Source organism: Nocardioides sp. LHD-245, from assembly GCF_030929495.1.
Classification (GTDB): domain Bacteria; phylum Actinomycetota; class Actinomycetes; order Propionibacteriales; family Nocardioidaceae; genus Nocardioides.
Genome location: NZ_JAVFWN010000011.1, coordinates 154,460 through 177,737, shown reverse-complemented (window position 1 = coordinate 177,737; position 23,278 = coordinate 154,460). Strand labels below are relative to the sequence as shown.

At 72.6% G+C, this 23,278-nt stretch carries 19 protein-coding genes; 8 read left to right on the top strand and 11 right to left on the bottom strand.

Translation table 11 applies throughout. The features are described 5' to 3' along the window. Window positions 1-22 precede the first annotated feature (22 nt). The gene (locus RB608_RS17120; protein WP_308089254.1) at window positions 23-1,522 is read left to right on the top strand and encodes an RNA polymerase sigma factor; all 1,500 of its coding nucleotides are present in this window, start codon (window positions 23-25) and stop codon (window positions 1,520-1,522) included. 200 nt (window positions 1,523-1,722) lie between these two features. Then, window positions 1,723-2,598: a M28 family peptidase gene (locus RB608_RS17115; protein ID WP_308089253.1), complete on the top strand. Its 876-nt coding sequence runs from the start codon at window positions 1,723-1,725 to the stop codon at window positions 2,596-2,598. On the opposite strand, the gene RB608_RS17110 is transcribed toward RB608_RS17115, so the two are convergent. The 6 genes from RB608_RS17110 to RB608_RS17085 form a co-directional block, all read right to left on the bottom strand. Beyond that, complete coding sequence (locus tag RB608_RS17110; RefSeq protein WP_308089252.1) at window positions 2,588-3,979, bottom strand: CapA family protein; 1,392 nt, start codon at window positions 3,977-3,979, stop codon at window positions 2,588-2,590. The genes RB608_RS17115 and RB608_RS17110 overlap by 11 nt on opposite strands. Before the next feature lie 37 nt (window positions 3,980-4,016). Beyond that, window positions 4,017-4,820 (bottom strand): ABC transporter ATP-binding protein, encoded by an 804-nt coding sequence (locus RB608_RS17105; RefSeq protein WP_308089251.1) that lies wholly within the window; start codon window positions 4,818-4,820, stop codon window positions 4,017-4,019. Beyond that, window positions 4,817-5,893, bottom strand: coding sequence for an iron chelate uptake ABC transporter family permease subunit (locus RB608_RS17100; RefSeq protein ID WP_308089250.1), 1,077 nt, complete (start codon window positions 5,891-5,893; stop codon window positions 4,817-4,819). The genes RB608_RS17105 and RB608_RS17100 overlap by 4 nt, the downstream gene beginning before the upstream one ends. Then, complete coding sequence (locus RB608_RS17095; RefSeq protein ID WP_308089249.1) at window positions 5,890-6,936, bottom strand: iron ABC transporter permease; 1,047 nt, start codon at window positions 6,934-6,936, stop codon at window positions 5,890-5,892. Before RB608_RS17095 ends, RB608_RS17100 begins: the two co-directional genes overlap by 4 nt. A 7-nt stretch (window positions 6,937-6,943) precedes the next feature. Further along, entirely contained in the window at window positions 6,944-7,963 is a 1,020-nt protein-coding gene (locus RB608_RS17090) for an ABC transporter substrate-binding protein (protein ID WP_308089248.1), read from the bottom strand. Between the two features lie 134 nt (window positions 7,964-8,097). Next, entirely contained in the window at window positions 8,098-8,319 is a 222-nt protein-coding gene (locus tag RB608_RS17085; protein WP_308089247.1) for a hypothetical protein, read from the bottom strand. 423 nt (window positions 8,320-8,742) lie between these two features. Between RB608_RS17085 and RB608_RS17080 the strand changes: the two genes are divergently transcribed. Together RB608_RS17080 and RB608_RS17075 are read left to right on the top strand one after the other, a co-directional pair. Continuing rightward, the gene (locus RB608_RS17080; RefSeq protein ID WP_308089246.1) at window positions 8,743-10,740 is read left to right on the top strand and encodes a DNA topoisomerase IV subunit B; all 1,998 of its coding nucleotides are present in this window, start codon (window positions 8,743-8,745) and stop codon (window positions 10,738-10,740) included. Window positions 10,741-10,750: 10 nt separating this feature from the next. Then, window positions 10,751-11,137, top strand: a complete 387-nt coding sequence (locus tag RB608_RS17075; RefSeq protein ID WP_308089245.1) for a hypothetical protein — start codon at window positions 10,751-10,753, stop codon at window positions 11,135-11,137. On the opposite strand, the gene RB608_RS17070 is transcribed toward RB608_RS17075, so the two are convergent. Then, entirely contained in the window at window positions 11,134-11,724 is a 591-nt protein-coding gene (locus RB608_RS17070; RefSeq protein WP_308089244.1) for a TetR family transcriptional regulator, read from the bottom strand. The genes RB608_RS17075 and RB608_RS17070 overlap by 4 nt on opposite strands. Window positions 11,725-11,857: 133 nt before the next feature. On the opposite strand from RB608_RS17070, the gene RB608_RS17065 reads away from it, so the two are divergent. Then, on the top strand, window positions 11,858-13,252 hold the full coding sequence (locus tag RB608_RS17065; protein ID WP_308089243.1) for an MFS transporter: 1,395 nt from the start codon (window positions 11,858-11,860) through the stop codon (window positions 13,250-13,252). Here RB608_RS17065 and RB608_RS17060 read toward each other — a convergent pair. The 4 genes from RB608_RS17060 to RB608_RS17045 are packed head-to-tail and all read right to left on the bottom strand — an operon-like array spanning window position 13,213 to window position 18,669. Then, a complete protein-coding gene (locus tag RB608_RS17060) occupies window positions 13,213-13,707 on the bottom strand; it encodes a carbonic anhydrase (protein ID WP_308089242.1) in 495 nt (164 codons plus the stop codon). The two genes, RB608_RS17065 and RB608_RS17060, sit on opposite strands and share 40 nt — an antisense overlap. 10 nt (window positions 13,708-13,717) lie before the next feature. Next, window positions 13,718-15,451 (bottom strand): MFS transporter, encoded by a 1,734-nt coding sequence (locus RB608_RS17055; protein ID WP_308089241.1) that lies wholly within the window; start codon window positions 15,449-15,451, stop codon window positions 13,718-13,720. A 10-nt stretch (window positions 15,452-15,461) separates the two neighbouring features. After that, the gene (locus RB608_RS17050) at window positions 15,462-16,184 is read right to left on the bottom strand and encodes an LppX_LprAFG lipoprotein (RefSeq protein ID WP_308089240.1); all 723 of its coding nucleotides are present in this window, start codon (window positions 16,182-16,184) and stop codon (window positions 15,462-15,464) included. Window positions 16,185-16,188: 4 nt separating this feature from the next. After that, on the bottom strand, window positions 16,189-18,669 hold the full coding sequence (locus RB608_RS17045) for a DNA topoisomerase IV subunit A (RefSeq protein WP_308089239.1): 2,481 nt from the start codon (window positions 18,667-18,669) through the stop codon (window positions 16,189-16,191). Between the two features lie 71 nt (window positions 18,670-18,740). Between RB608_RS17045 and RB608_RS17040 the strand changes: the two genes are divergently transcribed. The 3 genes from RB608_RS17040 to RB608_RS17030 all read left to right on the top strand — a co-directional run bounded on the left by RB608_RS17040 (window position 18,741) and on the right by RB608_RS17030 (window position 23,258). After that, on the top strand, window positions 18,741-21,464 hold the full coding sequence (locus tag RB608_RS17040) for a GNAT family N-acetyltransferase (protein ID WP_308089238.1): 2,724 nt from the start codon (window positions 18,741-18,743) through the stop codon (window positions 21,462-21,464). A gap of 71 nt (window positions 21,465-21,535) precedes the next feature. Beyond that, window positions 21,536-22,105 carry a DUF5998 family protein gene (locus RB608_RS17035; RefSeq protein ID WP_308089237.1) on the top strand — a complete coding sequence of 190 codons (570 nt, stop codon included), beginning with the start codon at window positions 21,536-21,538 and terminating at the stop codon, window positions 22,103-22,105. A 4-nt stretch (window positions 22,106-22,109) separates the two neighbouring features. Next, window positions 22,110-23,258 carry an alkaline phosphatase family protein gene (locus RB608_RS17030; protein WP_308089236.1) on the top strand — a complete coding sequence of 383 codons (1,149 nt, stop codon included), beginning with the start codon at window positions 22,110-22,112 and terminating at the stop codon, window positions 23,256-23,258. Window positions 23,259-23,278: the final 20 nt, after the last annotated feature.

The following is a 23,278-nucleotide window of genomic DNA, read 5'->3' as shown; positions in this document are numbered from 1 at the left end:
CTAGATCCATCAGCATCGAGAGGTGTTCGTGTCTTCGAGCCATCGTTCGGTTCCGCCCGCCCTGCTCAGTCACCCGTCGATCGCGGCCCTGGTCGAGCGCGCCGCGCCGGTGGGCCGCGTCGCGGCGGAGGAGCTCCGCCAGGCATTCGCCGCCGCTGAGGTCGCTCCGGCCCAGCTGAAGGCCCTGATGGCCCACCTGTCGGGCCTCGGCATCTCCGTCGAGCTCGGCTCGCCGGTCGAGCAGCGCGCCGTGGCCGCGGCCGCGCGCAAGCCGGCGTCGGCGACCGCGACGACCGCCAAGAAGGCGCCGGCCCCCCGGCCGCCCGCGACCCCGAAGCCGCCGGCCGCTGCGAAGAAGGCCGCCCCCGCCCCGGCGGCCAAGGAGGCTGCCCCGAAGGCGGCCCCGGCCGGCTCCGGTGCGGCCGAGGCGCCCGCGGTGGGCCCCGACGGCAAGAAGGTGCTGCCCGACATCTCCGACGAGCAGTTCGAGAAGGACGTCGCCGCCGACCCCAGCATCAAGGAGGACGAGGAGGAGGCCAGCGCCACGTCCTCCTTCGTCGTGTCGGCCGCCGACGAGACCGACGAGCCTGCCCAGCAGGTCATGGTCGCCGGCGCCACCGCCGACCCGGTCAAGGACTACCTCAAGCAGATCGGCAAGGTGCCGCTCCTCAACGCCGAGATGGAGGTCGAGCTCGCCAAGCGGATCGAGGCCGGGCTCTTCTCGGACGAGAAGCTCGCCAAGGGCGGCAAGCTCTCGCCCAAGGTCAGCGAGGAGCTCGAGTGGATCGCCGAGGACGGTCGCCGCGCCAAGAATCACCTGCTCGAGGCCAACCTGCGCCTCGTCGTCTCGCTCGCCAAGCGCTACACCGGTCGCGGCATGCTCTTCCTGGACCTGATCCAGGAGGGCAACCTCGGACTGATCCGCGCGGTCGAGAAGTTCGACTACACCAAGGGCTACAAGTTCTCGACGTACGCCACCTGGTGGATCCGGCAGGCGATCACCCGCGCCATGGCCGACCAGGCCCGCACCATCCGGATCCCGGTGCACATGGTCGAGGTCATCAACAAGCTCGCCCGCGTCCAGCGCCAGATGCTGCAGGACCTCGGCCGCGAGCCCACCCCGGAGGAGCTCGCCAAGGAGCTCGACATGACCCCCGAGAAGGTCGTCGAGGTCCAGAAGTACGGCCGTGAGCCGATCTCGCTGCACACCCCGCTCGGTGAGGACGGCGACTCCGAGTTCGGCGACCTGATCGAGGACTCCGAGGCGATCGTCCCGGCCGACGCGGTGAGCTTCACCCTCCTGCAGGAGCAGCTGCACGCCGTCCTCGACACGCTCTCCGAGCGCGAGGCCGGTGTGGTGAGCATGCGGTTCGGCCTGACCGACGGCCAGCCCAAGACCCTCGACGAGATCGGCAAGGTCTACGGCGTGACCCGCGAGCGGATCCGCCAGATCGAGTCCAAGACGATGTCGAAGCTGCGGCACCCGTCGCGCTCGCAGGTCCTGCGCGACTACCTCGACTGAGTTCGTCGGGCGCGAGCGTGTCGCAGGTCGTGCTCGCCGCCCGGACGCTCGCTTCGCTCGGCCCGCGAGCGTCGCACGACGCGCTTCGCGCGTGCGCCACGCTGCCGCGCGGTTGGTCGGGCGCGAGCGTGTCGGGGACGCTGGTCGTCCTCGCTGCGCTTTTCGCGGGTTGCAGTGACCGGTCCACCGACTCGCCGTCGGTGACCGCTCCGCCTGCGAGCAGGCCCGCGGCGGCCTCAGCGCCTCCGGCGACCACCACGCCCCCAAACCCGTCGACTCCTCCGCCGGCCCGCACCTTCGACGCCGCGGTGGCCGTCGCCGCGGTGGCGCACCTGGCCGGCCGGATCGGCCCACGGCTCGCGACGGGGCCGGCCTTCCGGCGGGCCGCCGACTGGGCGGCCGGGGAGCTGAGCGCCGCCGGGTACGACGTCCGGCGCGAGCGCTTCGACGTCCCCGCCGGCGACTCGTGGGGAGTGCCGGTGGCCGCCGGCCGCAGCCAGAACGTCGTCGCCGAGCCACCCGGCTTCGACCCGGCGCGCCCGCACCTCGTCCTGGGCGCGCACCTCGACACGGTGGCCGTCTCGCCCGGCGCCGAGGACAACGCGTCCGGGGTCGGGGTGCTGCTGACGCTCGCCCGGACCGACCTGCGGTCCCGGCTCCCGGTCGTCCTGGTGCTGTTCGGGGCGGAGGAGCCTCGCGGCCCGGGCGACGACGACCACCACTACGGCTCGCGGCAGCATGTCACCCGGCTCACCGCGCCCGCGCGCCGGGCGGTGCGCGGCATGCTGGCGCTGGACCGGGTCGGGGTGGGAGAGGCGGTGCCGGTGGGCAGCGCCACCGATGAGCCGCCGACCGCGCTGGTGCGGGCGGGGCGCCGGGCCGGGGTGCCGACCGCCGCCGAGAGCCGGCAGCGCTCCAGCGACCACTGGTCGTTCGTGCGGGCCGGGCTGCCCGGCCTACGGGTCGGCAGCACGCCCTACGCCGGCTATCACGACGCCCGCGATCTGCCGGGTCTCATCGAGGCCGACCAGCTGGATCGGGTCGGCCGGCTGGTGCTGGCCTGGCTCAGGGACTGAGGAACGGGCCGGCGCTGTGCCGCCAGACGTCGCCCAGGATGTCGGCGGCCACGGCTCCGCGCGCCGGCCGGGGCGCGAAGGACCCGTCCATCGCGTAGGGCACCAGCCGGAATCCCTTGAGGTCGCCGCCCCAGAACACCGCCTCCAGTACGACGCCCTGCTGGGTCTGCGTCATGAAGTCCATGTCGAACACGAAGTTGCCCAGCGAGTGCGCGACCAGCGCGCCGTCGTACCACGCGACCCCCTGCACCCAGTGCGGGTGGCCACCGGCCACCAGGTCGGCGCCCGCGTCGACCAAGCGACGCGCGACCTGGGCCTGCACGGGCTCGGCGACATGGGTGTACTGCGTGCCCCAGTGCGGCAGCACGACCACCACGTCGACCTCGCCGTCGAGCCGGCGGACCCGTCGCTCGACCCGGGTCAGGTCGCGCTCCACCAGCGGCCCGGTGCGCGGCGGCATCCGGACCGAGAGCGCGCCCGGACGGTTGCGGGTCGCCCGCGGTGTCTCACCGATCGCGTTGAAGGCGAGGAAGCCGAAGCGCACGCCGTTGCGCTCGGCGACGTAGGCCCGCCCGGCCTCCGCCAGGTCGCGTCCTGCCCCGAAGGCCCTGACCGGGCCGTCGGCGAGGAGGTCCAGGGTGTCCAGCAACGCCTGCTCGCCGTAGTCGCCGGTGTGGTTGTTGGCCAGGGAGAGCGCGTCGAAGCCGGCGTCGGAGAGCCCGTCGACCACGGCGGGTGGGGCGGCGAACGAGTCCCCGCCCTGCTGGGGCGGACCGTCGGCGGACAGGGCGCTCTCGAGGTTCCCGACGGTGAGGTCGGCCGAGCGCAGCCGCCCCTGCAGCGGGCGCAAGGGAGCGCCCGGGTCACCCGCGGCGGCGGCCCGGGTGCCGACCCGGCGGCCGAGCATGATGTCGCCCACCACGGTGAGCGTCGTCACCGCGGGCGGTGCGGGGCCGTCCACCGACAGCGGGTAGTCCGCCGGGCGGCGCAGCGGATCGACCCCGTCGACGCGTGCCGCCCGGATGCTCGCGTCGATCCGGGACGCCGGGAGGACGGCCACCGCGTCCCGGTCCCGGCGCACCTCACCGAGGCTCGCGACCAGCCGGAGCGGACGGTCGGTCCCGTCGAGCGTCCGCCAGGTGCCCACCTCGCCCGCCGCGACGGCCCGGGCCTCGGTCAGGGTCAGCCGCGGTGCCGGCCGGGTCGCGTGCACGGCGACGACGAGGGGCTCCTGCGAGGGCGGGGTGGTCGGTGCGGCCGAGGACGCCGACGGCCCCGGTGCCGCCCCGCCCGGGCGGTCGGGCATGGTGGGTGCGGAGCAGCCGAGAACCAGCCCGGCGACCAGGACGCCGAGCCCGAGGGGGAGGCCGCGCCGGGTCACCCCGGCATGATCGCACTCGGTCGGCGGCCCGAGCGGCTCAGTCGCCGGCCGGCACGATCATCGGCGTGCCGGCCACCGGGTCCGGGACGACGACGCACGGCAGGCCGAAGGCCTCCTCGACGACGTCCGCGGTGACCACCTCGGCCGGTGGCCCCTCGGCGAGGATCCGGCCGCCCGCCATCACGACGAGGTGGTCGCTGTAGCGGCACGCGAGGTTGAGGTCGTGCAGCACCGTGACGATGGTGCGCCCGGTGGCCCGGTTCAGGGTCCGCAGCAGCCGGAGCAGGTCGACCTGGTGACTGATGTCGAGGTACGTCGTCGGCTCGTCGAGCAGCAGCAGGTCGGTCTCCTGCGCCAGCGCCATCGCGATCCAGACCCGCTGCCGCTGACCGCCGGAGAGCGCGTGCAGCGGCCGGTCGACGAGCTCGACCACATCGGCGGCGGCGAGTGCGTCGGTGACCGCCGCCTCGTCACCGGCGCTCCACTGGCGGAACCACCCCTGGTGGGGGTGTCGGCCGCGCGAGACCAGGTCGGCGACGGTGATGCCGTCGGGTGCCACCGGCGTCTGGGGGAGCAGGCCGAGGATCCGGGCGACCTCGCGGGAGCCGCGGTCGAGGATCGGCGTGCCGTCGAGCAGCACCTCGCCCGACGCGGGCCGTAGCAGCCGGGCGAGGCCGCGCAGCAGGGTCGACTTGCCACACGCGTTCGCGCCGACGATCGCGGTGACCCGGCCGTCCAGCACGTCGAGGTCCAGGCCGTCGACGACGACCCGGTCGTCGTACCCCAGGGACAGGCCGCGGGCGGCCAGGCGGGGGGACGCGGGGGACTCGGTCAGGGTCATCCGCCCATTCCTCTCCGGTTGGTGGTGGCGATCAGCCACAGCAGGTACGGCGCGCCGACGGCGCCGGTGACGACGCCCGTCGGCACCTCGACGGGCAGCAGGTACTGGGCCACGTAGTCCGCGACCAGGCACAGGATCGCGCCGACCGCGCCGGCGGCGACGATCCCGCCGCGGGCGCTGCCGAGCAGCCGGTCGGCGACCGGGCCGGCGACGAGGGCGACGAAGGTGATCGGGCCCGCGACCGCCGTGGCGAGCGCGGTGAGCAGGACGCCGGCGCCGATGAGGACCAGCCGGGTCGGCTCGATCCGCACACCGAGCCCGCGCGCGGTGTCGTCACCCAGCTCGATGGTGCGCAGCATCCGTTGGAGCAGCGGCAGCACAGGCACCAGGACGAGGAGCGCGACCAGCAGCACGTCGTTCTCCGTGTCGCCGGCCTGGCCGATCGAGCCGGTCAGCCAGTGCAGCGCCGCCCGGGCCTCGGTGAGCGACGTGCGGGTGAGCAGGTAGCCGGTGACACCCGTGCAGAAGGCCGCGGTGCCGATGCCGATGAGGACGAACCGGTAGCCGGTGATGCCGTCGCGCCAGGCCAGCAGGTACATCGCCGCCGCCGTCACCAGCGCCCCGACGAAGGCGAGTACGGGCAGGCTCGCGCCGGCGAAGGCGGGGACGGCGATGCCCGCCACCGCCGCGACGCTCGCGCCCGCCGAGATGCCGACGAAGTCGGGTGAGGCCAGCGGGTTGCGCAGCAGCTGCTGGAAGATGGTGCCGGCCGCGCCGAGCGCCAGGCCGACGCACACCGCCGCCTTGACCTGTGGCCCGGTCAGCTCCCGGACGATGAAGTCGACGGCGTCGTTGTCGCCGGCGCCGAGGATCGCGGCCACCACCTGGTCGAGGCTGAGGCGGACCGAGCCGAAGCAGAGGGTGAGGAGGGCGAGCAGCGCCGCGACGGCCAGCAGGACCGCGGGGACCAGACCGGCGCGGATCCGGCGCGCGCGGCGGGTACGCCGCAGGGCGGCCGCGGCGGGCTGAGTCGGCGCCGGAGCCGAGTCCACCGCGAGAACGGGGACGCTCATAGCTCCGCCAGCCGGGCGTAGCGGACGAGGAGCACGAAGAACGGGGCGCCGAGGATGCCGAGGACCACGCCGACCTGGAGCTCGCCGGTGCCGCCGAGCACCCGGCCGAGGATGTCGGCGCCGAGCAGCAGCAGGGCGCCGAGCACCAGGGCGTAGGGGAGGAGCCAGCGGTAGTCGGGGCCGCACAGGAAGCGCGCGACGTGGGGCACGACCAGGCCGACGAAGACGATCGGGCCGCAGGCGGCGGTCGCGGCGCCGCAGAGCAGGCCGACGACGAGGAAGGTCGCCACCCGGGTGCGGGTCAGCGAGACACCCAGGCCCCGTGCGGCGTCGTCGCCGAGCGCCAGGGCGTTGAGCCAGCGACCGCACAGCAGCGCCAGCACCAGGCCCACGAGCAGGAACGGGGCCACGCCGGTGACGATCGGGGCGTAGCGGCCGGCCAGCGAGCCGACCTGCCAGAAGCGGTACTGCTGCTGGGCGGCGAGGTCGGTGAGCAGCAGGCCGGTGGTCACGGCGGTCAGCCCGGCCGTGATCGCGGCGCCGGCCAGGGCCATCTTGACCGGCGTCGCGCCGTCGCGACCGAGCGAGCCGACGGTGTACACGAGGGCGGTGGCGGCGAGCGCGCCGACGAAGGCCGCCGCGACGTGGAACGCGAGGCCGCTCACCCCCAGCAGGGTGATCGAGCCGACGACGGCGAAGGCGGCGCCTGCGTTGACCCCCATGATCCCCGGGTCCGCGAGGGCGTTGCGGGTCAGGCCCTGGAGCAGGGTGCCGGCCAGGCCCAGCGCGGCGCCGACGAGCAGGCCGAGGATGGTGCGCGGCACCCGCAGCCGCACCGTCACGGTGTCGTCGACCGACGAGGACTGGGTGAAGTGCCCGAACGCGTCGAGGACGTCGCGCAGCGCGATGTCGCGCGAGCCCTGGGTGACGCTCAGGAAGGCCAGCACCGGGACGAGCCCCGCGAGCAGCACCAACCCGACGGCGAGCCCGGAGGCCCGCCGCCGGCGGGGTGCCGCGGTGGCGGCGGCGGTTGCTGCGGACACCCGGCGATCAGTCGCCGATGGTGTCGTCGACGTCGGCGAGGTCGGCGGTCAGCTTGGTCAGCGCGTCGGCGTAGTCGGCGTAGGTGTGCAGCCAGAAGGCGGGCCACTCGATGAGCTGGCCGGCCTCGGCGGCGCGGATCGAGGTCCAGGTCGGCTGCGCCGCGACGGTCTTCTTGGCCTCCTCGAAGCTGCGGCTGTCGATGAGGAGGACGTCGGGCTGGTACTTGTCGGCGTTCTCCCAGCTCAGGTTCTCCCAGTACGGGAAGTCCGGGTCGGGCGCGTCCGGCGTCACGACCTGGAGGCCCCACTCGGTGAAGTCGAGCAGCTCGGGCGCGAACTCCGGGTTGGCGGCGTAGAGCAGGTCGGCCGTCGGCGAGACGGCCAGGGCGGTCAGGTCCTTGTCCGCCATGGCGGCGGCGAAGGCGTCGCGGGCCTTCTCGAAGGCCGCCTTGTCCTCGGCGCCCTGGGAGTTCTCGACGTCCGCGCCCAGGCTCTCGGCCAGGTCCTCGTAGCCCTCGGCCAGGTTGAGGATCGACCCGCCCTGCGACGGGCCGACGACCGGCGCCAGCTCGGCGAGCTTCTTGCTCTTCGCCTTCACGCTGTTCTCGAGCCCGGAGTGCGCCTTCTCGGCGGGCCACCAGTCGGCCACGATCAGGTCGGCGTCGAGGGTCGAGGCCTTCGCGACGTCGATCGAGCCCCACTCCTCGCCGAGGATCTCGATGCCGGTCAGGTCGACCCCGTCGAGGTTCGGGTCGGTGTCGACCGACTCGTCGCCGTAGATCCCGACCGGGCGGATGCCGTAGGAGATGAGCGCCGCGGCGGCCGGGGCGTGCGCGATGATCCGGGTCGGTACCTCGGCGAGCTCGACGACCTCGCCGGAGCCGTCGGTGAAGGTCCACGGACCCTCGGGGGTCGCCGAGGCACCGGAGGCGGGCTCGGCACCGTCGTCGTCCGCGACGTCGGAGGAGCAGGCGGACAGGGCCAGGGCCAGGCTGGCAGCCGTGGCGAGGGCGAGGCGGAGTCTCATGAGGTAAGGCTAGCCTGGCTTGGATCGCCGGGGTGCGGGGAGTCTCGAAAAACGCCCCAGGCCCCGAGCGGGCTCGGGGCCTGGGCGGTCGACCGGCGCGGCTGGTCGGAGGTCAGTGAGGTTTCGGTCGGAGGTCAGTCGGCGACCGGCGTCGGCTTCTCGGTGAGTCGGTGGGTCTCGTCCTGGAACCGCGCGGCGATGTCCTTGAGGGCGTCTCCGTGCTCGCGGGCGTGGTGGGCACAGAAGAGCAGCTCTCCGCCCGAGACGAGCTCTACGCGGAGGTAGGCCTGGGCGCCACAACGGTCGCAGCGGTCCTCCGCGGTCAACGCGGCGCTGGGAGCAACAGCAGTTGTCATCTCGGGCCTCTCTCGATCGATGCGATGACACCCTCATCGGGTGTCGTCGGGATCAACGTAGCGGCCGGGGCAAAGATTCCCGCCCGCGTGTGTTCCGTTCCACTTGTGTCGACGTGTGCTTCAGGACCATCCAAGCACCCGCCGGAGGATCGTTCGGTGATTTTCCACTGCTCGAAACCAGCTTGTGATCATCCGGTCCGGTGCATCGGGTGATCCGCCGGACCCGGCGATGGTCCTGTCGGTCATTCGACATCGCGCGGCAGCCGTGTCCCTGCATCGCTGCCCGGCGTGTCGCGGGTAGATTCAGGTGCTTGGACGTACCCGTGATCCACCCGTGAGGAGCCGGCCATCGCCGACAACACCTACAACGCAGCCCACCTCCTGGTCCTCGAGGGCCTCGAAGCCGTGCGGAAGCGTCCCGGGATGTACATCGGCTCCACCGACACCCGGGGGCTGATGCACTGCCTGTGGGAGATCATCGACAACGGCGTCGACGAGGCGCTCGGCGGCAATGCGCACCGGGTCGAGGTGATCCTGCACGCCGACGACTCCGTCGAGGTCTACGACGACGGACGCGGCATCCCGACCGACAAGGAGCCCAAGACCGGGCTGCCGGGTGTCGAGGTCGTGGCGACCAAGCTGCACGCGGGCGGCAAGTTCGGCGGCGGCTCGTACGTCGCCACGGGTGGTCTGCACGGCGTCGGCCTGTCGGTCGTCAACGCGCTCTCCAGTCGGATGGACATCGACGTCGACCGCTCGCCGGCGAGCCAGGGGCTGAGCTTCCAGCGCGGCGTCCCCGGCGTCTTCGACGGCGAGGGGCCGAAGGCGGGGTTCACCCCCCGGTCGGGCCTGACCCGCAAGGGCGGTCGTGTCGCGAAGGGCAGGTCGGGCACCCGGGTCCGGTTCTGGCCGGACCGCCAGATCTTCACCAAGGACGCCGAGTTCGTCCTCGACGGCCTGGTCGGGCGCGCCCGGCAGACGTCGTTCATCGTCCCCGGCCTCGAGCTGGTCATCAGCGACCGGCGCTCCGCGGACAAGGCGGAGTGGACCGAGGAGAAGTTCCGTCACGACGGTGGCATCGGCGAGTTCTGCGACTACCTCGCCACCGGCGAGCCGGTCACCGACGTGCTGCGCCTGCAGGGCAGCGACGTCTTCACCGAGACCGTCCCCCTGCTCGACGACCAGGGCCACATGACCCCGCAGGACGTCGAGCGCGAGCTGAGCGTCGACGTGGCGCTGCGCTGGGGCAGCGGCTACGACACCGAGCTGCGCTCGTTCGTCAACGTGATCGCGACGCCCAAGGGCGGCACCCACGTCTCCGGCTTCGAGAGCGCCCTCACCAAGACGTTCAACGACGCGATGCGCGCCTCGAAGGCGCTCAAGGTCAACGACGACGACGTCATCAAGGACGACGTCCTCGAGGGGATGACCGCCATCGTCACGGTGCGGCTCGCCGAGCCGCAGTTCGAGGGCCAGACCAAGGAGATCCTCGGCACGCCGGCCGCGCGGACCGTCGTACGCAAGGTCGTGGCCAAGGAGCTCAAGGAGTTCCTCACCTCGACCAAGCGGGCGGAGAAGGCGCAGGCCAAGCTCCTCATGGAGAAGGTCGTCGCCGCCTCCAAGACCCGGATCGCCGCGCGCCAGCACAAGGAGACCCAGCGCCGCAAGAGCGCCCTGGAGTCCTCGACGCTGCCGGCCAAGCTCGCCGACTGCCGCTCGGGCGACAACGAGCGCACCGAGCTGTTCATCGTCGAGGGCGACTCGGCGCTCGGCACCGCCAAGCTCGCCCGCAACGCCGAGTTCCAGGCGCTGCTGCCGATCCGCGGCAAGATCCTCAACGTCCAGAAGGCGTCCGTGGGCGACATGCTCAAGAACACCGAGTGCGCCTCGATCATCCAGGTCGTCGGCGCCGGGTCCGGTCGCACCTTCGAGCTGGACGCACGGCGCTACGGCCGGATCATCTTCATGGCCGACGCCGACTCCGACGGCGCCCACATCCGGACCCTGCTCGCGACGCTCTTCTTCAAGTACATGCCCGACCTGGTCAAGGCCGGGCGGGTCTACTCGGCGGTTCCGCCGCTGCACCGGATCGAGATCTCGAACCCGAAGAAGGGCCAGGACAAGTACGTCTACACGTACTCCGACGACGAGCTGCAGCGCAAGCTCGCCGAGCTCAAGAAGAAGAACGTCCGCTGGAAGGACCCGGTCCAGCGCTACAAGGGTCTCGGCGAGATGGACGCCGACCAGCTGGCCGAGACCACGATGGACCCGCGCCGTCGTACCCTGCGCCGGCTGACGGTCGACGAGCTCGAGGTGGCCTCCGAGGTCTTCGAGCTGCTGATGGGCAGCGACGTGGCGCCGCGCAAGGAGTTCATCATCCAGGGGGCGTACGAGGTCGACATGGAGACGCTCGACGCATGAGGCGGGTCCCGTGAGCGCCGAGCGCGCCGCTGTCCTCAAGCTGCTCAAGGCGCGGGGCGCGAAGGCGCGGCGGGGTCATCTGCGGATCCCGGCCGGTGAGCTGTTCTGGTACGTCGACGTGCTGGCCGACGGCCGCGGGCCGACTCCGCCGCTGCGACTCGAGGTCGGCTGCTGGACCACCGCGCTGCCGCCCGAGCCCGACGGCGGCGCCGTCGACTGCCCGCTGCTGATGGACGTGCCGCTCGGCGCCGACCCGCTCGGCGCCACGACGGCGCTGGTCGACCGGATCACCGCGATCGGCGACCTGGGCACCCTCGGCGACAGCCTGGGGGACCTCCCCGGGGCGCTGGTGGACCAGCGGCTGCGCGACCTGCTCCGGGGTGTCGCCGGATCCTAGGGTGCGGCCCGGCCGGGATCGATGACCGCGTCGAGGGCCGGTTGGAGGATCGCCTCCAGGGCGGCGCGATCGGCGGCTGCCAGCACGGGGTCGCGCAGAAGGTAGCGGGCGATCGTCACGCCGAGCGTGCAGGCGTTCAGCACCGCGGCGCGCAGGTCGCCGTCGTCGCCCCCGATGGTCTCCGCGACGGCGGCCTGCGTCGGCGCCATCACCTGATCGCGCAGTGCCGCACCGGCCGCGGGGTGGGTGAGGCAGCTGCGGAGGAGTGCCTCGGCGCCGGCCCGGTCGCCGGGATCCTCGAACACGGCGAACAGGTGCGCCGCGGCGGTGGCTGCCAGCTCGTCCACGGTGGCTGCCTTCAGCACGTCGAGCTCCACGCCGAGCGCCGCGGCCGCCGAGTAGAGCGACTCCTTGTTGCCGAACAGCTGCATCACCAGGGCCGGATCGATGCCGGCCTCGGCGGCGACCGCGCGGATGCTCGTCCGCTCGTATCCCGCCTCGCCGAACTGGCGGCGCGCGGCGGCCAGGATCGCCTCCTCCGTGCGGCGGCGCCGCTCGGCCCGTGCCATCGGGCGTTCCTCGACCACGAGGTTCACTCTACACGTGTTGACCGAGCATCGTCCTTGGCTCTACGCTCGTTGAGTGAAAACGCGAAGAGTGGACGACCGACGCTCGTCGGCATCGGCATCGGCATCGGAGCGGCTGGACCCGCGTGCCCTGGTGGCCCTAACGCTGCTGGCAGGCAGCCAGCTCCTGATCGTGGTGGACGCCACCATCGTGAACGTCGCCCTGATGCCTATCCGTGACGGTCTGGGATTCAGCGACGCCGACCTGCCCTGGGTCGTCACGGCCTACACGTTGGCGTTCGGAGGGCTCCTCCTCGTCGCGGGTCGGCTCGCGGACCGCTATGGCCACCGGCGACTGTTCCTTCTCGGCGCCGGCGTCTTCGGGATCGCGTCGCTGGTCGGCGGTGCGGCCGGGGCTCCGGCGGTGCTCGCGGTCGCGCGGGCCGTGCAGGGTGCCGGTGCGGCGATGATGGCCCCCGCGGCGTTGGCGCTGGTGATGCACGTCTTCCCGCCGGGCCGCGGGCGGGCTCTCGCCCTCGGCGTCTGGGCGGGGGTCACTGCCGCCGGCACCGCGCTCGGATCTGTGCTCGGCGGTGTGCTGACCGAGACGCTGTCGTGGCGCTGGGTGCTGTGGATCAACGCTCCGGTCGTGGTCGTCGTGGTGGTCGCCGGCCTGCTGGTGCTGCCGCGGGCGTCCGGCGTGGGCAGGGCACGCATCGACGTGGTCGCGGTGGCGACCGTCACCGGCGGCCTGACCCTGCTGGTCTACGGCCTGACCCGGGTCGCCGACCCCGGTTGGTCGGCGGGAACCCTCCTCGTCCTCGCGACCTCGGCCGGGCTGTTGGGGGCCTTCGCGGTCTCGCAGGGGAGAGGCGTCGCTCCGCTGTTGCCGAGAAGTCTCCTCCGTGACCGAACGGTGGTCGCCGCCAACGTCGTCGGACTGGTCCTGGGCGTGGCCGTCTACGCGCTCTTCTACTTCGTCAGCCTGTTCCTGTCCTCGGTCCAGGGCAAGGACCCCGTTCAGGTCGGCCTGGCGTTCGTCCCGATGACGGTCGCGATCGGTGTGGCCGCACGGGTCTCGGGGGCGCTCGCCGCTCGGGTCAGCCCCCGCCGGCTGGCCGGGACGGGTGCCGCCCTGGTGTCGGTGGGCCTGGTGCTACTGACCCGGATCGAGCCGAGTTCCGGCTACGTCGCCACGCTGCTCCCGGGCCTCGTCGTCGGGGGCATCGGCCTCGGGCTCACGTTCGTGCCGCTCACCTCGGCCGCGGTGTCCGGCGCGGGCCTTGCCGACGCGGGCATCGCCTCGGCCATGTTCAACGCGGGTCAGCAGATCGGCGGCGCGCTCGGTCTCGCGGTGCTGACCACCATCAGCGCTCAGGTCACGGCCGACAGTGGCGCGGCGGCTGCCCAGGCGACGACGGACGGATGGCGGGTCGCTCTCCTGGTCGCCGCCGCACTGACGGGGGCGGCCGCGGTCCTGACCATCACGCTGATCAGGCCGGGCCCCGATCAGACGACCTGGTCCAGCAGCCCGGTGTCTACGTCGTAGATGAACCCACCGACCTTGACGGAGTCGGGGATCAGCGGGTGCGAGGTGACCTTGCGGACGTCCTCGGCCAGCGCCGTCCTCTGGTCGGCGATCACGTGGAAGGCGTGCCAGCTGACGTCGTGACCGACCGCGGCGCCGATCTTGTCGTGGATCTCGGCCTCCGTGCTCGACGCCATCGCGCAGCGGGTGTGCGGGATGACCAGGACCCGGTCGACGTTGAGCAGGTGGGCGCCGAGAACGAGAGCCTCGAGGGCGGCCTCGGTGACCCGGCCACCGGGGTTGCGGAAGATCTTGGCGTCGCCGTAGTCGAGCCCGAGCATCCGCAGCGGGTCGATCCGGGAGTCCATGCAGGTCACGATCGCGACGCCGGCATGGGCCTTGCCGTCGAACCCGGCATGGTCGAACGTCTCGGCGAAGTCGCGGTTGGCCTTCAGCAGATCGTCGAAGTCACCCATGTCCGGCAGGCTATCCCCCCGCGCGCAGCGCCTCCGCGGTGTCCACGTTCTGGGTGCGCACCCGGGAGAGCACGATCACAGCGAGAAGGGCCGCGGCGAAGGCGGCGACCGCGGCGCCCCGGAAGACGGCCTGCTCCTGGACGATGCCGAGCTCGGTGATGCCGAGGCCCGGGTCGGACTCCTGGGCGGCGTAGAGCCGGCGCAGCCCGATCGTGGTCAGCGCGGAGATGCCGACGAGCATGCCGACCATGCGGGCCACCACGACCAGGGCGCTGGCCAGCCCGTGGGTGTCGTCGTCGGTCACCGCGAGGATGGCGGCATTGACGGGCGCCAGCGCGAGCCCGAAGCCGAGGCCGCCGAGGACGAGCGGGACGTTGGCACCGAACCCGTGGAGGCTGTCGGCGTCCCACTGGCCCATCGCGAGGAAGGCGCCACCGGCGGTGGCCATGCCGACGGCGGTGAGTACGCCGGCGTCGACCCGGCGCAGCAGCCAGCCGCCGACGACCGCGCCCACGGGCAGCGCCGCCAGGAACCGGAGCAGGACCAGGGCGGCACCCAACTGCGAGTCCTGCTCGGTGGTGGTGCGCGCGAAGAGCGGGATGTCGACGAGGGCGGCGATCAGCGCCCAGCCGACCAGGAAGCTGACGGCGAGCGCGCCCCACGCCGGGACCGGTCGCAGCGTGCCGCGCGGCACGATCGGTGCCGGGGCCCGGCGCAGGTGCAGGAAGAGGAGGACGACCCCGACCGCCGAGCCGGTGAGGAACCACGGTCCCTGGGGCGAGAACACGGCGACCTCGGGGTCGGCGGTCGCGAAGGCGAGCACGATCCCGCCGAGGACGACGGCGAGCAGGCTCGCTCCCAGCAGGTCGGCCGCCAGCAGGTGGCCGAGCCAGCCGCGGAGGTCGACGAGGGCACGCGGCCGGAGCCAGCACCACGCCACGAGCAGGACGGACGCGGCGATCGTCGCGACTCCGACCGGTGTGACCCACCGGCTGCCGCCGTCGACGTACGGGATGAACAGCCGGCCCCAGCTCAGGTCGCGCTGGAGGGCGCCGGGCTGGACGAAGGTGAGGAAGCCGGCGCCGAGGGCGAGACCGAGGAGGACCAGGGCGAGCAGCCGGTCGAGGATCCCGCGTCGGCTCCGCGGCGCGCGGGGTGCGTCGGTGCCGGTCCCGGTCCCGGTGACGCGGGCGACGAGGCCGACCGCGACGACGAGCAGGGCGCCCACGGCGAGGTTGATCGCGAAGATCCCGCGCCAGGACGTGAAGGAGAGGACGAAGGCGCCGAACAGCGGGCCGAGGACGCTGCCGAACTCCTGGACCGCGGAGACGATCCCGAGGGGCAGCCCACGCCGGTCGACGGGGTAGAGCGCGGCGACGAGGGACATCGTCGCCGGGACCAGCCCGCCACCGCCCACTCCCTGGAGGAAGCGGCCGGCGACCATGCTGGGCAGGTCGTAGGAGATCGCGGTGACCAGCGAGCCGGCGGCGAACACGACCAGCGACATCGCCAGGACGGGCAGCTGCCCGCGCAGGTCGGCGATCCGGCCGATCAGCGGCAGCATCGCGACGTAGCCCAGCAGGAAGCCGGACACGATCGGCGCCGCCCGCTGCAGCTCCTCGACCGGGATCCCGGCACCCGCCATCATGTCCGGCAGCGCCAGGACCACGACATAGGTGTCGACCGCCGCGAACGCGACGGCGATGGCGCAGAAGGTCAGCAGCAGCCGGTTGGCCGTGCTCATCGGTGGCGACTCACTTCGGCGCCGAGATGTCCTTCGTGACGTCGTACTTCGTGACGTCGATGGTGTACGTCAGCGGCTCGGAGTCCTTGAAGAAGACGCCGGTGAGTCGAGCGGTGCGCAGGTAGCCCTCGTCGTCGAGGCGGTAGGTCGCCTCGAAGTCGTCACCTTCGGCGCAGGGCAGGATCGTGCGGATCGAGTCGCCCGTGGCGGTGCCGGTGTAGGTGTGGAAGACCTCCTTGTTGTCCGTGCCACCGCGCTCGGACTTGCCGGCCTTCACGTCGGTGCTGCTGGTGAGCACGGTCGCGACGCCGGTCGTCGGGTCGAGCAGCGTGGCCGGGTCGGGGGCGCACAGGTCCGCCGGCTGGTACTGGTCGGTCCAGCCCAGGATCGGCGCCTTGATCCACAGCGTGCCGTCGACCGAGACGACGTCGATCGAGCTCGCCTCGAAGCCGCTGACCCGGCCCGCGACGGTGCCCTCGAAGGCCGGCGGGTCGGCGACGATGGTGCCGCTCGCCGACGAGAGGTAGTCGGTGCCCGGGTCGTCGCCGGTCGAGAGGGAGACCTCGATGCCGCTGGTGCCGTCGAGCAGCTCCTTGGCCTTCGCGCCCGTGTCGGACCAGGACTCCGTCTTCTTCGAGCCGCCGCCGTCGTCACCTCCCGAGCAGGCGGTCAGGCCGCCGACGGCGACGAGTGCGGAGAGCAGGCCGGCGGCCACGCGGGTCGGGGTCGTCATGCGCTCACCCTGACACACCCAAGGTCACCAGGAGCGGCCCGGCAGCCGCGGCGAGCGCCTGGCTGCCCGGGACGCCGGAGCCGTCACGGCGGCCGTTGGCCTCCGGCAGGTCGACGGGCGCTCCGCTGCTCGCCGCCGCCCGGGCGGGCCCCGGGCCGGCCCAGGCGAACACGAGCGCGTCCTCGCCCTTGAGGAAGCGGTGGCAGCGCACGCCGCCGGTGGCACGTCCCTTGGCGGGGTACTCCCAGAAGTCGGTCACCTTCACCGAGCCGGGCTCGGTGCCGGGCAGGGCGGTCGACGAGCCGGAGGACGTCACCAGGACGACGCCGCCCGCCGAGTTGAGATCGAGGACGCCGAACCAGACGACCCGCTCGCGGTCGGCCACCCGGACCCCGGCCATGCCGCCGCCCGAGCGGCCCTGCGGGCGGACCGCGTCGGCGGGATAGTGGAGCAGCTGGGCGTCGGAGGTGACGAAGCAGAGCTCCTCCTGGCCGGTGCGCAGCTCGACGGCGCCGACGACCTCGTCGCCGTCCTTGAGGCCGATGACCTCCCACTCGTCCTTGTTGAGGACCTCCGGGTTGACCCGCTTCACGACGCCCTGGCGGGTGCCGAGCGCGAGGCCGGGGCCCTCGGCCGCCAGCGTGGTCAGGGCCAGCGCGCGCTCCCCGGCGGAGAGCTCGAGCACCTCAGCGAGCGGGAGACCACCCTGGAGGTTGGGCTCGTTGGCCGACGGCGGGATGGCAGGCAGGTCGAGCACGCCCAGCCGGAGCAGCCGCCCGGCCGAGGTGACCACGCCGATGTCGGAGCGGGCCGAGGTCCGGACCGCCGAGATGACGACGTCGTGGTTGGCGCGACCGCCGCCGGTGCCGATCTCGTCGGCGTTGCTGGTGCGGGCCAGCAGGCCGGTCGAGGAGAGCAGTGCGAAGCAGGGGTCGTCGGCGACCTCGAGCGGCGCGGCCGCGGCCGCCACCGCGGTGCTGCCGGCCGACTCGAGAAGGACGGTGCGCCGCGGGGTGCCGAACGTCTTGGCGACCTCGGCCAGCTCGGAGGAGACGAGCTTCTTGAGCAGGGTCTCGTCGTTGATGATGGCGTCGAGCTCCTCGATCTCGCGGCGCAGCTGCTCCTGCTCCTTCTCCAGCTCGAGCCGGCTGAACCTCGTCAGCCGGCGCAGCTGCATCTCGAGGATGTACTCGGCCTGGATCTGCGAGAGCTCGAAGACCGTCATCAGGCGCTCCTTGGCCGCCGCCGAGTCGTCGCTGGTGCGGATGACCTGGATGACCTCGTCGATGTCGAGCAGCGCGATGAGCAGGCCGTCGACGAGGTGGAGCCGGTCGGCCTTCTTGCCACGACGGAACTTCGAGCGGCGGTGGACGACGTCGTAGCGGTGCTGGAGGAAGACCTCGAGCATCTCCTTGAGGCCCATCGTCCGGGGTTGGCCGTCGACGAGGGCGACGTTGTTGATGCCGAAGGAGTCCTCGAGGGGGGTGAGCTTGTAGAGCTGCTCCAACAGCGCCTCGGGGACGAAGCCGTTCTTGATCTCGATGACCAGCCGCAGGCCGTTCTCGCGGTCGGTGAGGTCCTTGACGTCGGCGATGCCCTGCAGCTTCTTGGACTGGACGAGGACCTTGATCCGCTCGACGATCTTCTCGGTGCCGATGTTGTAGGGCAGCTCGGTGACGACGATGCCCTTGCGCCGGCCGATGGTGTCGATCCGGGCCGTCGCGCGCATCTTGAAGATGCCGCGCCCGGTCTCGTAGGCGTCGCGGATGCCGTCCAGGCCCACGATCTTGCCGCCGGTGGGCAGGTCGGGGCCGGGGATGAACCTCATCAGCCCGTCGAGGTCGGTCTTGGGGTGCTGGATCAGGTGGCGCAGGGCCTGGACCACCTCGACCAGGTTGTGCGGCGCCATGTTGGTCGCCATGCCGACCGCGATGCCGGTCGTGCCGTTGACGATCAGGTTGGGGATCGCCGAGGGGAGCACGGTCGGCTCGTACTCACGGCTGTCGTAGTTGGGCTTGAAGTCGACGGTGTCCTCGTCGATCGACTCGGTCATCGCGACCGCCGGGGGCGCCATCCGTGCCTCGGTGTACCGCATCGCGGCCGGCGGGTCCTCGCCGCCGGGGGAGCCGAAGTTGCCGTGGCCGTCGACCATCGGCAGTCGCAGCGCCCAGGGCTGGGCGGTGCGCACCAGGGCGTCGTAGATCGCGCCGTCGCCGTGCGGGTGCAGGCGACCCATGACCTCACCGACGATGCGGGCGCACTTGGAGTGACCCCGATCGGGCCGCAGGCCCATGTCGTTCATCGTGTAGAGGATCCGGCGCTGCACGGGCTTGAGCCCGTCGCGCGCGTCGGGGAGCGCCCGGGAGTAGATGACGGAGTAGGCGTACTCCAGGAACGACGACTGCATCTCGTCGCGGATGTCGGTGTCGAGGATGTGCTCCTCGAAGTCCTCCGGAAGGGGCTCCTGCTTCGTACGCCGTGCCATGGGGCTCATTCTTCCGGGTGCCGACGAGCAGCCGGCCGGGGGCTCGCGGATGACCCGATAGATTTCTCCCTGTGAGCCCCGGCGACCCGACCCCCACCGACGAGATCGAGGCGCCCCCCGCGCACTGGGAGGGCGACGTCCTGCTGCGGGACGGCCGCACCGCGCACATCCGGCCGATCCGGGCCGAGGACGACGAGCTCCTCGTCGAGTTCTACGCCCGGGTCTCCGACGAGTCGAAGTACTACCGGTTCTTCTCCCCGATGCCGGTCCTCTCCGAGCGCGACGTGCGCAGGTTCACCCATGTCGACCACCGCGACCGGGTGGCGCTGGTGCTCATCCTCCAGGAGCGGATGATCGCCGTCGGCCGGTACGACGTCGTGGGGGACAACGAGGCCGAGGTCGCCTTCCTGGTGGAGGACGAGCACCAGGGCCGCGGCATCGCGCAGCTCCTGCTCGAGCATCTCGCCCAGGCCGGTCGCGAGCGCGGGGTCGACAGGTTCACCGCCGAGGTGCTGCCCGACAACTCCCGGATGATCCAGACCTTCCGCGACGCGGGCTACCGGGTGGTCAGCGGCTACCACGACGGGGTCATCACCATGGAGTTCCCGATCGACCCGACCGACACCGCGATCGGGGTCATGCACGACCGCGAGCACGCCGCCGAGGCCGCGTCGATCCACCGCTTCTTCCACCCGCGCTCGGTCGCGATCATCGGCGCCAGCCGGCGGCAGGACACGATCGGCCAGGTGCTGGTGCGCAACCTGGTCAACGGCGACTTCACCGGCCGCGTCTACGTCGTCAACCCCAGCGCGCCCGCGGTCTCGGGCATCCCGGCGTACAAGAACGTCAACGAGATCCCCGACGACGTCGACGTCGCCATCGTGGCCGTCCCGGCCGACGCCGTCACCGATGTCGTCCTCGACTGCGCCAACAAGGGCGTGCACGGCCTGATCGTGATCTCCTCGGGCTTCGCCGAGACCGGCGAGGAGGGCCGCAAGCGGCAGCGCCACCTGGCCGGGCTGTGCCGGTCCTACGGGCTGCGCCTGATCGGCCCCAACTGCCTCGGCGTGCTCAACACCGACCCGGTGGTGCAGGTCAACGCGTCGCTGTCGTCGGTGATGCCGGCCCGCGGCCGCGCGGGCTTCTTCTGCCAGTCCGGCGCCCTCGGCTCGGCGATCCTGGAGAAGGTCAAGAACCGCGGCCTCGGCATCTCGACCTTCGTCAGCGCCGGCAACCGCGCCGACGTGTCCGGCAACGACCTCCTCCAGTACTGGGAGGAGGACGACGCGACCGAGGTCGTCATGATGTACCTCGAGTCGATCGGCAACCCGCGCAAGTTCTCCCGCATCGCGCGCCGCGTCTCGGCCCGCAAGCCGATCGTCGCCGTGCGGTCCGGCCGGACGACGCAGGGTGTGCCGATGGGCCACACGGTGCGCCGGATCGGCGCGCCGCAGGCCGCGGTCGACGCGATGTTCCGCCAGGCGGGCGTGATCCAGGTCGACACCCTCGACGACATGTTCGACGTCGCGCAGCTGCTCGCCCACCAGCAGCTGCCGCGCGGGCGCCGGGTCGCCATCGTCGGCAACTCCGACGCGCTCGGGCTGCTCGCCGCCGACGCCGCGTCCGCGGTCGGCCTCGTCGTCAACCGCTCGGTCGCGCTCGGCGCCGACGCCACCGCCGAGGACTTCGAGGACGCCCTCGACGACGCCATCGACGACCCCGACGTCGACTCGGTCATCGCCGTCTACATCCCGCCGCTCGACGTGTCGGGCGAGGAGGTCGCCAACGTCCTCGCGGCCGTGGGGGAGCAGTCGGACAAGCCGCTGGTCTCGTCCTTCCTCGGCGCGGAGGGCATCCCGGAGCTGCTGCGGGTCCCCGACGTCGCGGGCTCCTCGGCCGGACGTGGCTCGGTGCCGTCGTACCCGGCGGTGGAGGCGGCGGTCCGGGCGCTGGCCCGCGTCGTCGAGTACGCCGTGTGGCTGCATGCCCCCGACGGGCCGGCCGCGGACGCGGGGGAGGTCGACGCGCGCAGCGCCAAGCGCCTCGTGGAGCGGGTCCTCGCCGATCCCGAGGTGATCGCCTCCGACCGCGAGGTCGAACTCGACCAGGACCAGGTCACCACGCTCCTGCGTGCCTACGGCATCGAGCTGTGGCCCTCGGAGGAGGTCGCCGACCTGCCCGCGGCCGTCGCCGCGGGCGAGCGACTCGGCTGGGACGTCGTGCTGAAGTCGACGCTCGCGTCGGTGCGGGAGCGGCCGGACCAGATCCACGTCTGGCGCAACATCCCCGACGCGCACGACATGAAGGAGGCCTGGGACTACCTGGCCGGGCTGATCGACCCCGCCGTCGGCCGGTTCGTCGTGCAGCGCAACGCGCCGACCGGCGTACCGATCGCGGTGCGGTCCTTCGAGGACCCGTTGTTCGGACCGGCCGTGTCCTTCGGCGTCTCCGGGCCGGTCATCGACCTGGTGGGGGACTGGTCCTACCGGATCCCGCCGCTGGGCGCGCACGAGGTGGCCTCGATGGTGCGCGAGGTGAAGGCCTCGCCGCTCCTGTTCGGCTACCGCGGCGCGGACCCGGTCGACGTCGCGGCGATCGAGGACCTGATCACCCGGGTCGCCGTCCTGCAGAACGACCTGCCGCAGGTGAGCTCCGTGGAGCTGTCGCTGGTGCTCGCCGGGGTCGACTCGGCGTCCGTGCTGACGGCCTCGGCGCGGGTAGCTGCCGTCAAGGACCCGCGGCCCGACTCCCTGGTCCGTCGGATGCCGGACCTCGCGACGACCATCCCCGACTGACTATTCGGGCCGAGCGGCCGGAGCCACCGGCCGCGCGCGGCGCCGTGTGCTCGTCGTGCGAGGATGCGCGCATGACTGACCGGGACCGGAGCGCCGAACTGCGTACGGCGATCAACCGCACCGGCTACTACCCGGAGGTCGTCACCGACGCGGTGGTCGACGCGGTCGCGGGGGAGCCGGTGGTGTCGTTCTACGTCCACCACGAGCCGACGTTCGAGCGTGACGAGGTGCGCCGTCACCAGACGGTGATCGTGGTGACGCCCTCCCGGCTGATCCTGGCCCACACCGACGAGCACGCCGGCGACGATCTGCTGCCCGAGCCGTACACCTCGACCTCGACCGAGGCCGTCACGCTCCGCTCCGTGGCCTCCGTGGTCGTCACCCGGATGACGACCAACCCCACCGCCGGCCCGCGGCCGCCCGCCGAGGCGGTCCTCACCATCGGCTGGGGCGCGGTCAGCCGGGTCGATCTGGAGCCGGCCGGATGCAACGACCCTCAATGCGAGGCCGACCACGGCTACACGGGCACGATGTCCTCCGACGACTTCTCGCTGCGGGTCTCCGCCGCCGCCGACGGCAAGGACGCCGTCGGCGGGCTCCTGTCCTTCGCCGCGTCGCTGTCGGCGCTGACGAGGGGCTGAGGCGTTGCCCGGGGAGATCGAGTCGGTCGCCGCCTTCTGCGAGCCGGCGTACGGCGTCCGCTCGCTCGGGGACATCGTCCCCGCCGCGGCCCATGCGCTCGGCAGTCCGCTCGGCCCGGCCCCGACCGGGCTGGTGCTGCCCGGTGCGGCGTCGTACGTCGTCTTCCTCATCGACGGGCTCGGTGCCCGGCTGCTCGAGAGGTACGCCCACGCGGCGCCGTACCTCTCCTCGCTGCTGGCGACGTCGACCCCGGCGACCGCGAGCGTGCCGTCGACGACCTCGACCTCGCTGACCAGTCTCGGCACCGGGCTGCCGCCGGGTGCGCACGGTCTGGTCGGGTTCACCACCCGGATCCCGGGCACGGGCGACCTGCTCAACGCGCTGCTGTGGGACGCCGACATCGATCCGGTCCAGTGGCAGCCGCACCAGACGGCGTTCGCGTCGCTGCAGGCCGCCGGCGTGCGGGTCACCGTCGTCAACAAGCGCGAGTTCAACGGCAGCGGGCTGACCGTCGCCGCGCACCGGGGAGCCGAGTATGTCGGCGTCGACCGGGTCGGCGAGCGGATCGCCGCCGTGGTGGCCGCCTCCCGGCCCGCGCCGCGGCAGTCCACCCTGACCTACGTCTACGACGGCGACCTGGACTGGACCGGCCACCGCTGGGGTGTGGCGTCCAGCCAGTGGCTCCAGCAGCTCGCCATGATCGACCACGAGGCCGAGCAGCTGCGCGAGGCGCTGCCGGCCGACCGGCGCCTGGTCGTGATCGCCGACCACGGCATGGTCGACGTCCCGTCCGACGCCCGGATCGACGTGTCCGCCGACGACGACCTGCGCTCCGGCGTGGCCCTGGTCGGTGGCGAGGCCCGGTTCCGCCACCTCTACTGCACCGGCGGCGCGGTGCCCGACGTGGTCGCCACCTGGCGCGAGCGGCTGGGCGAACGGGCCGAGGTGCTGACCCGGGCCGAGGCGATCGGCCGCGGCTGGTTCGGCCCGGTCGACCCGTCGGTCCTGCCCCGGATCGGCGACGTGATCGTGGCCTGCCGCGGCGACTTCGCGGTGCTCTCGACCGAGGGATTCCCGTACGAGACCAAGCTGATCGGCATGCACGGGTCCCTGACGCCCGAGGAGATGCTGATCCCGGTCCTCGTCGACTGAGCGCACGCCGTATCCTCCCG

What these genes read in the sequence shown, in the direction of transcription:
- RB608_RS17105 (WP_308089251.1), bottom strand. Translation starts at nt 4,820, where the DNA reads ATGACCCTGACCGAGTCCCCCGCGTCCCCCCGCCTGGCCGCCCGCGGC.
- RB608_RS17100 (WP_308089250.1), bottom strand. Translation starts at nt 5,893, where the DNA reads ATGAGCGTCCCCGTTCTCGCGGTGGACTCGGCTCCGGCGCCGACTCAG.
- RB608_RS17090 (WP_308089248.1), bottom strand. Translation starts at nt 7,963, where the DNA reads ATGAGACTCCGCCTCGCCCTCGCCACGGCTGCCAGCCTGGCCCTGGCC.
- RB608_RS17085 (WP_308089247.1), bottom strand. Translation starts at nt 8,319, where the DNA reads ATGACAACTGCTGTTGCTCCCAGCGCCGCGTTGACCGCGGAGGACCGC.
- RB608_RS17080 (WP_308089246.1), top strand. Translation starts at nt 8,743, where the DNA reads ATGTACATCGGCTCCACCGACACCCGGGGGCTGATGCACTGCCTGTGG.
- RB608_RS17060 (WP_308089242.1), bottom strand. Translation starts at nt 13,707, where the DNA reads ATGGGTGACTTCGACGATCTGCTGAAGGCCAACCGCGACTTCGCCGAG.
- RB608_RS17055 (WP_308089241.1), bottom strand. Translation starts at nt 15,451, where the DNA reads ATGAGCACGGCCAACCGGCTGCTGCTGACCTTCTGCGCCATCGCCGTC.
- RB608_RS17050 (WP_308089240.1), bottom strand. Translation starts at nt 16,184, where the DNA reads ATGACGACCCCGACCCGCGTGGCCGCCGGCCTGCTCTCCGCACTCGTC.
- RB608_RS17045 (WP_308089239.1), bottom strand. Translation starts at nt 18,669, where the DNA reads ATGGCACGGCGTACGAAGCAGGAGCCCCTTCCGGAGGACTTCGAGGAG.
- RB608_RS17035 (WP_308089237.1), top strand. Translation starts at nt 21,536, where the DNA reads ATGACTGACCGGGACCGGAGCGCCGAACTGCGTACGGCGATCAACCGC.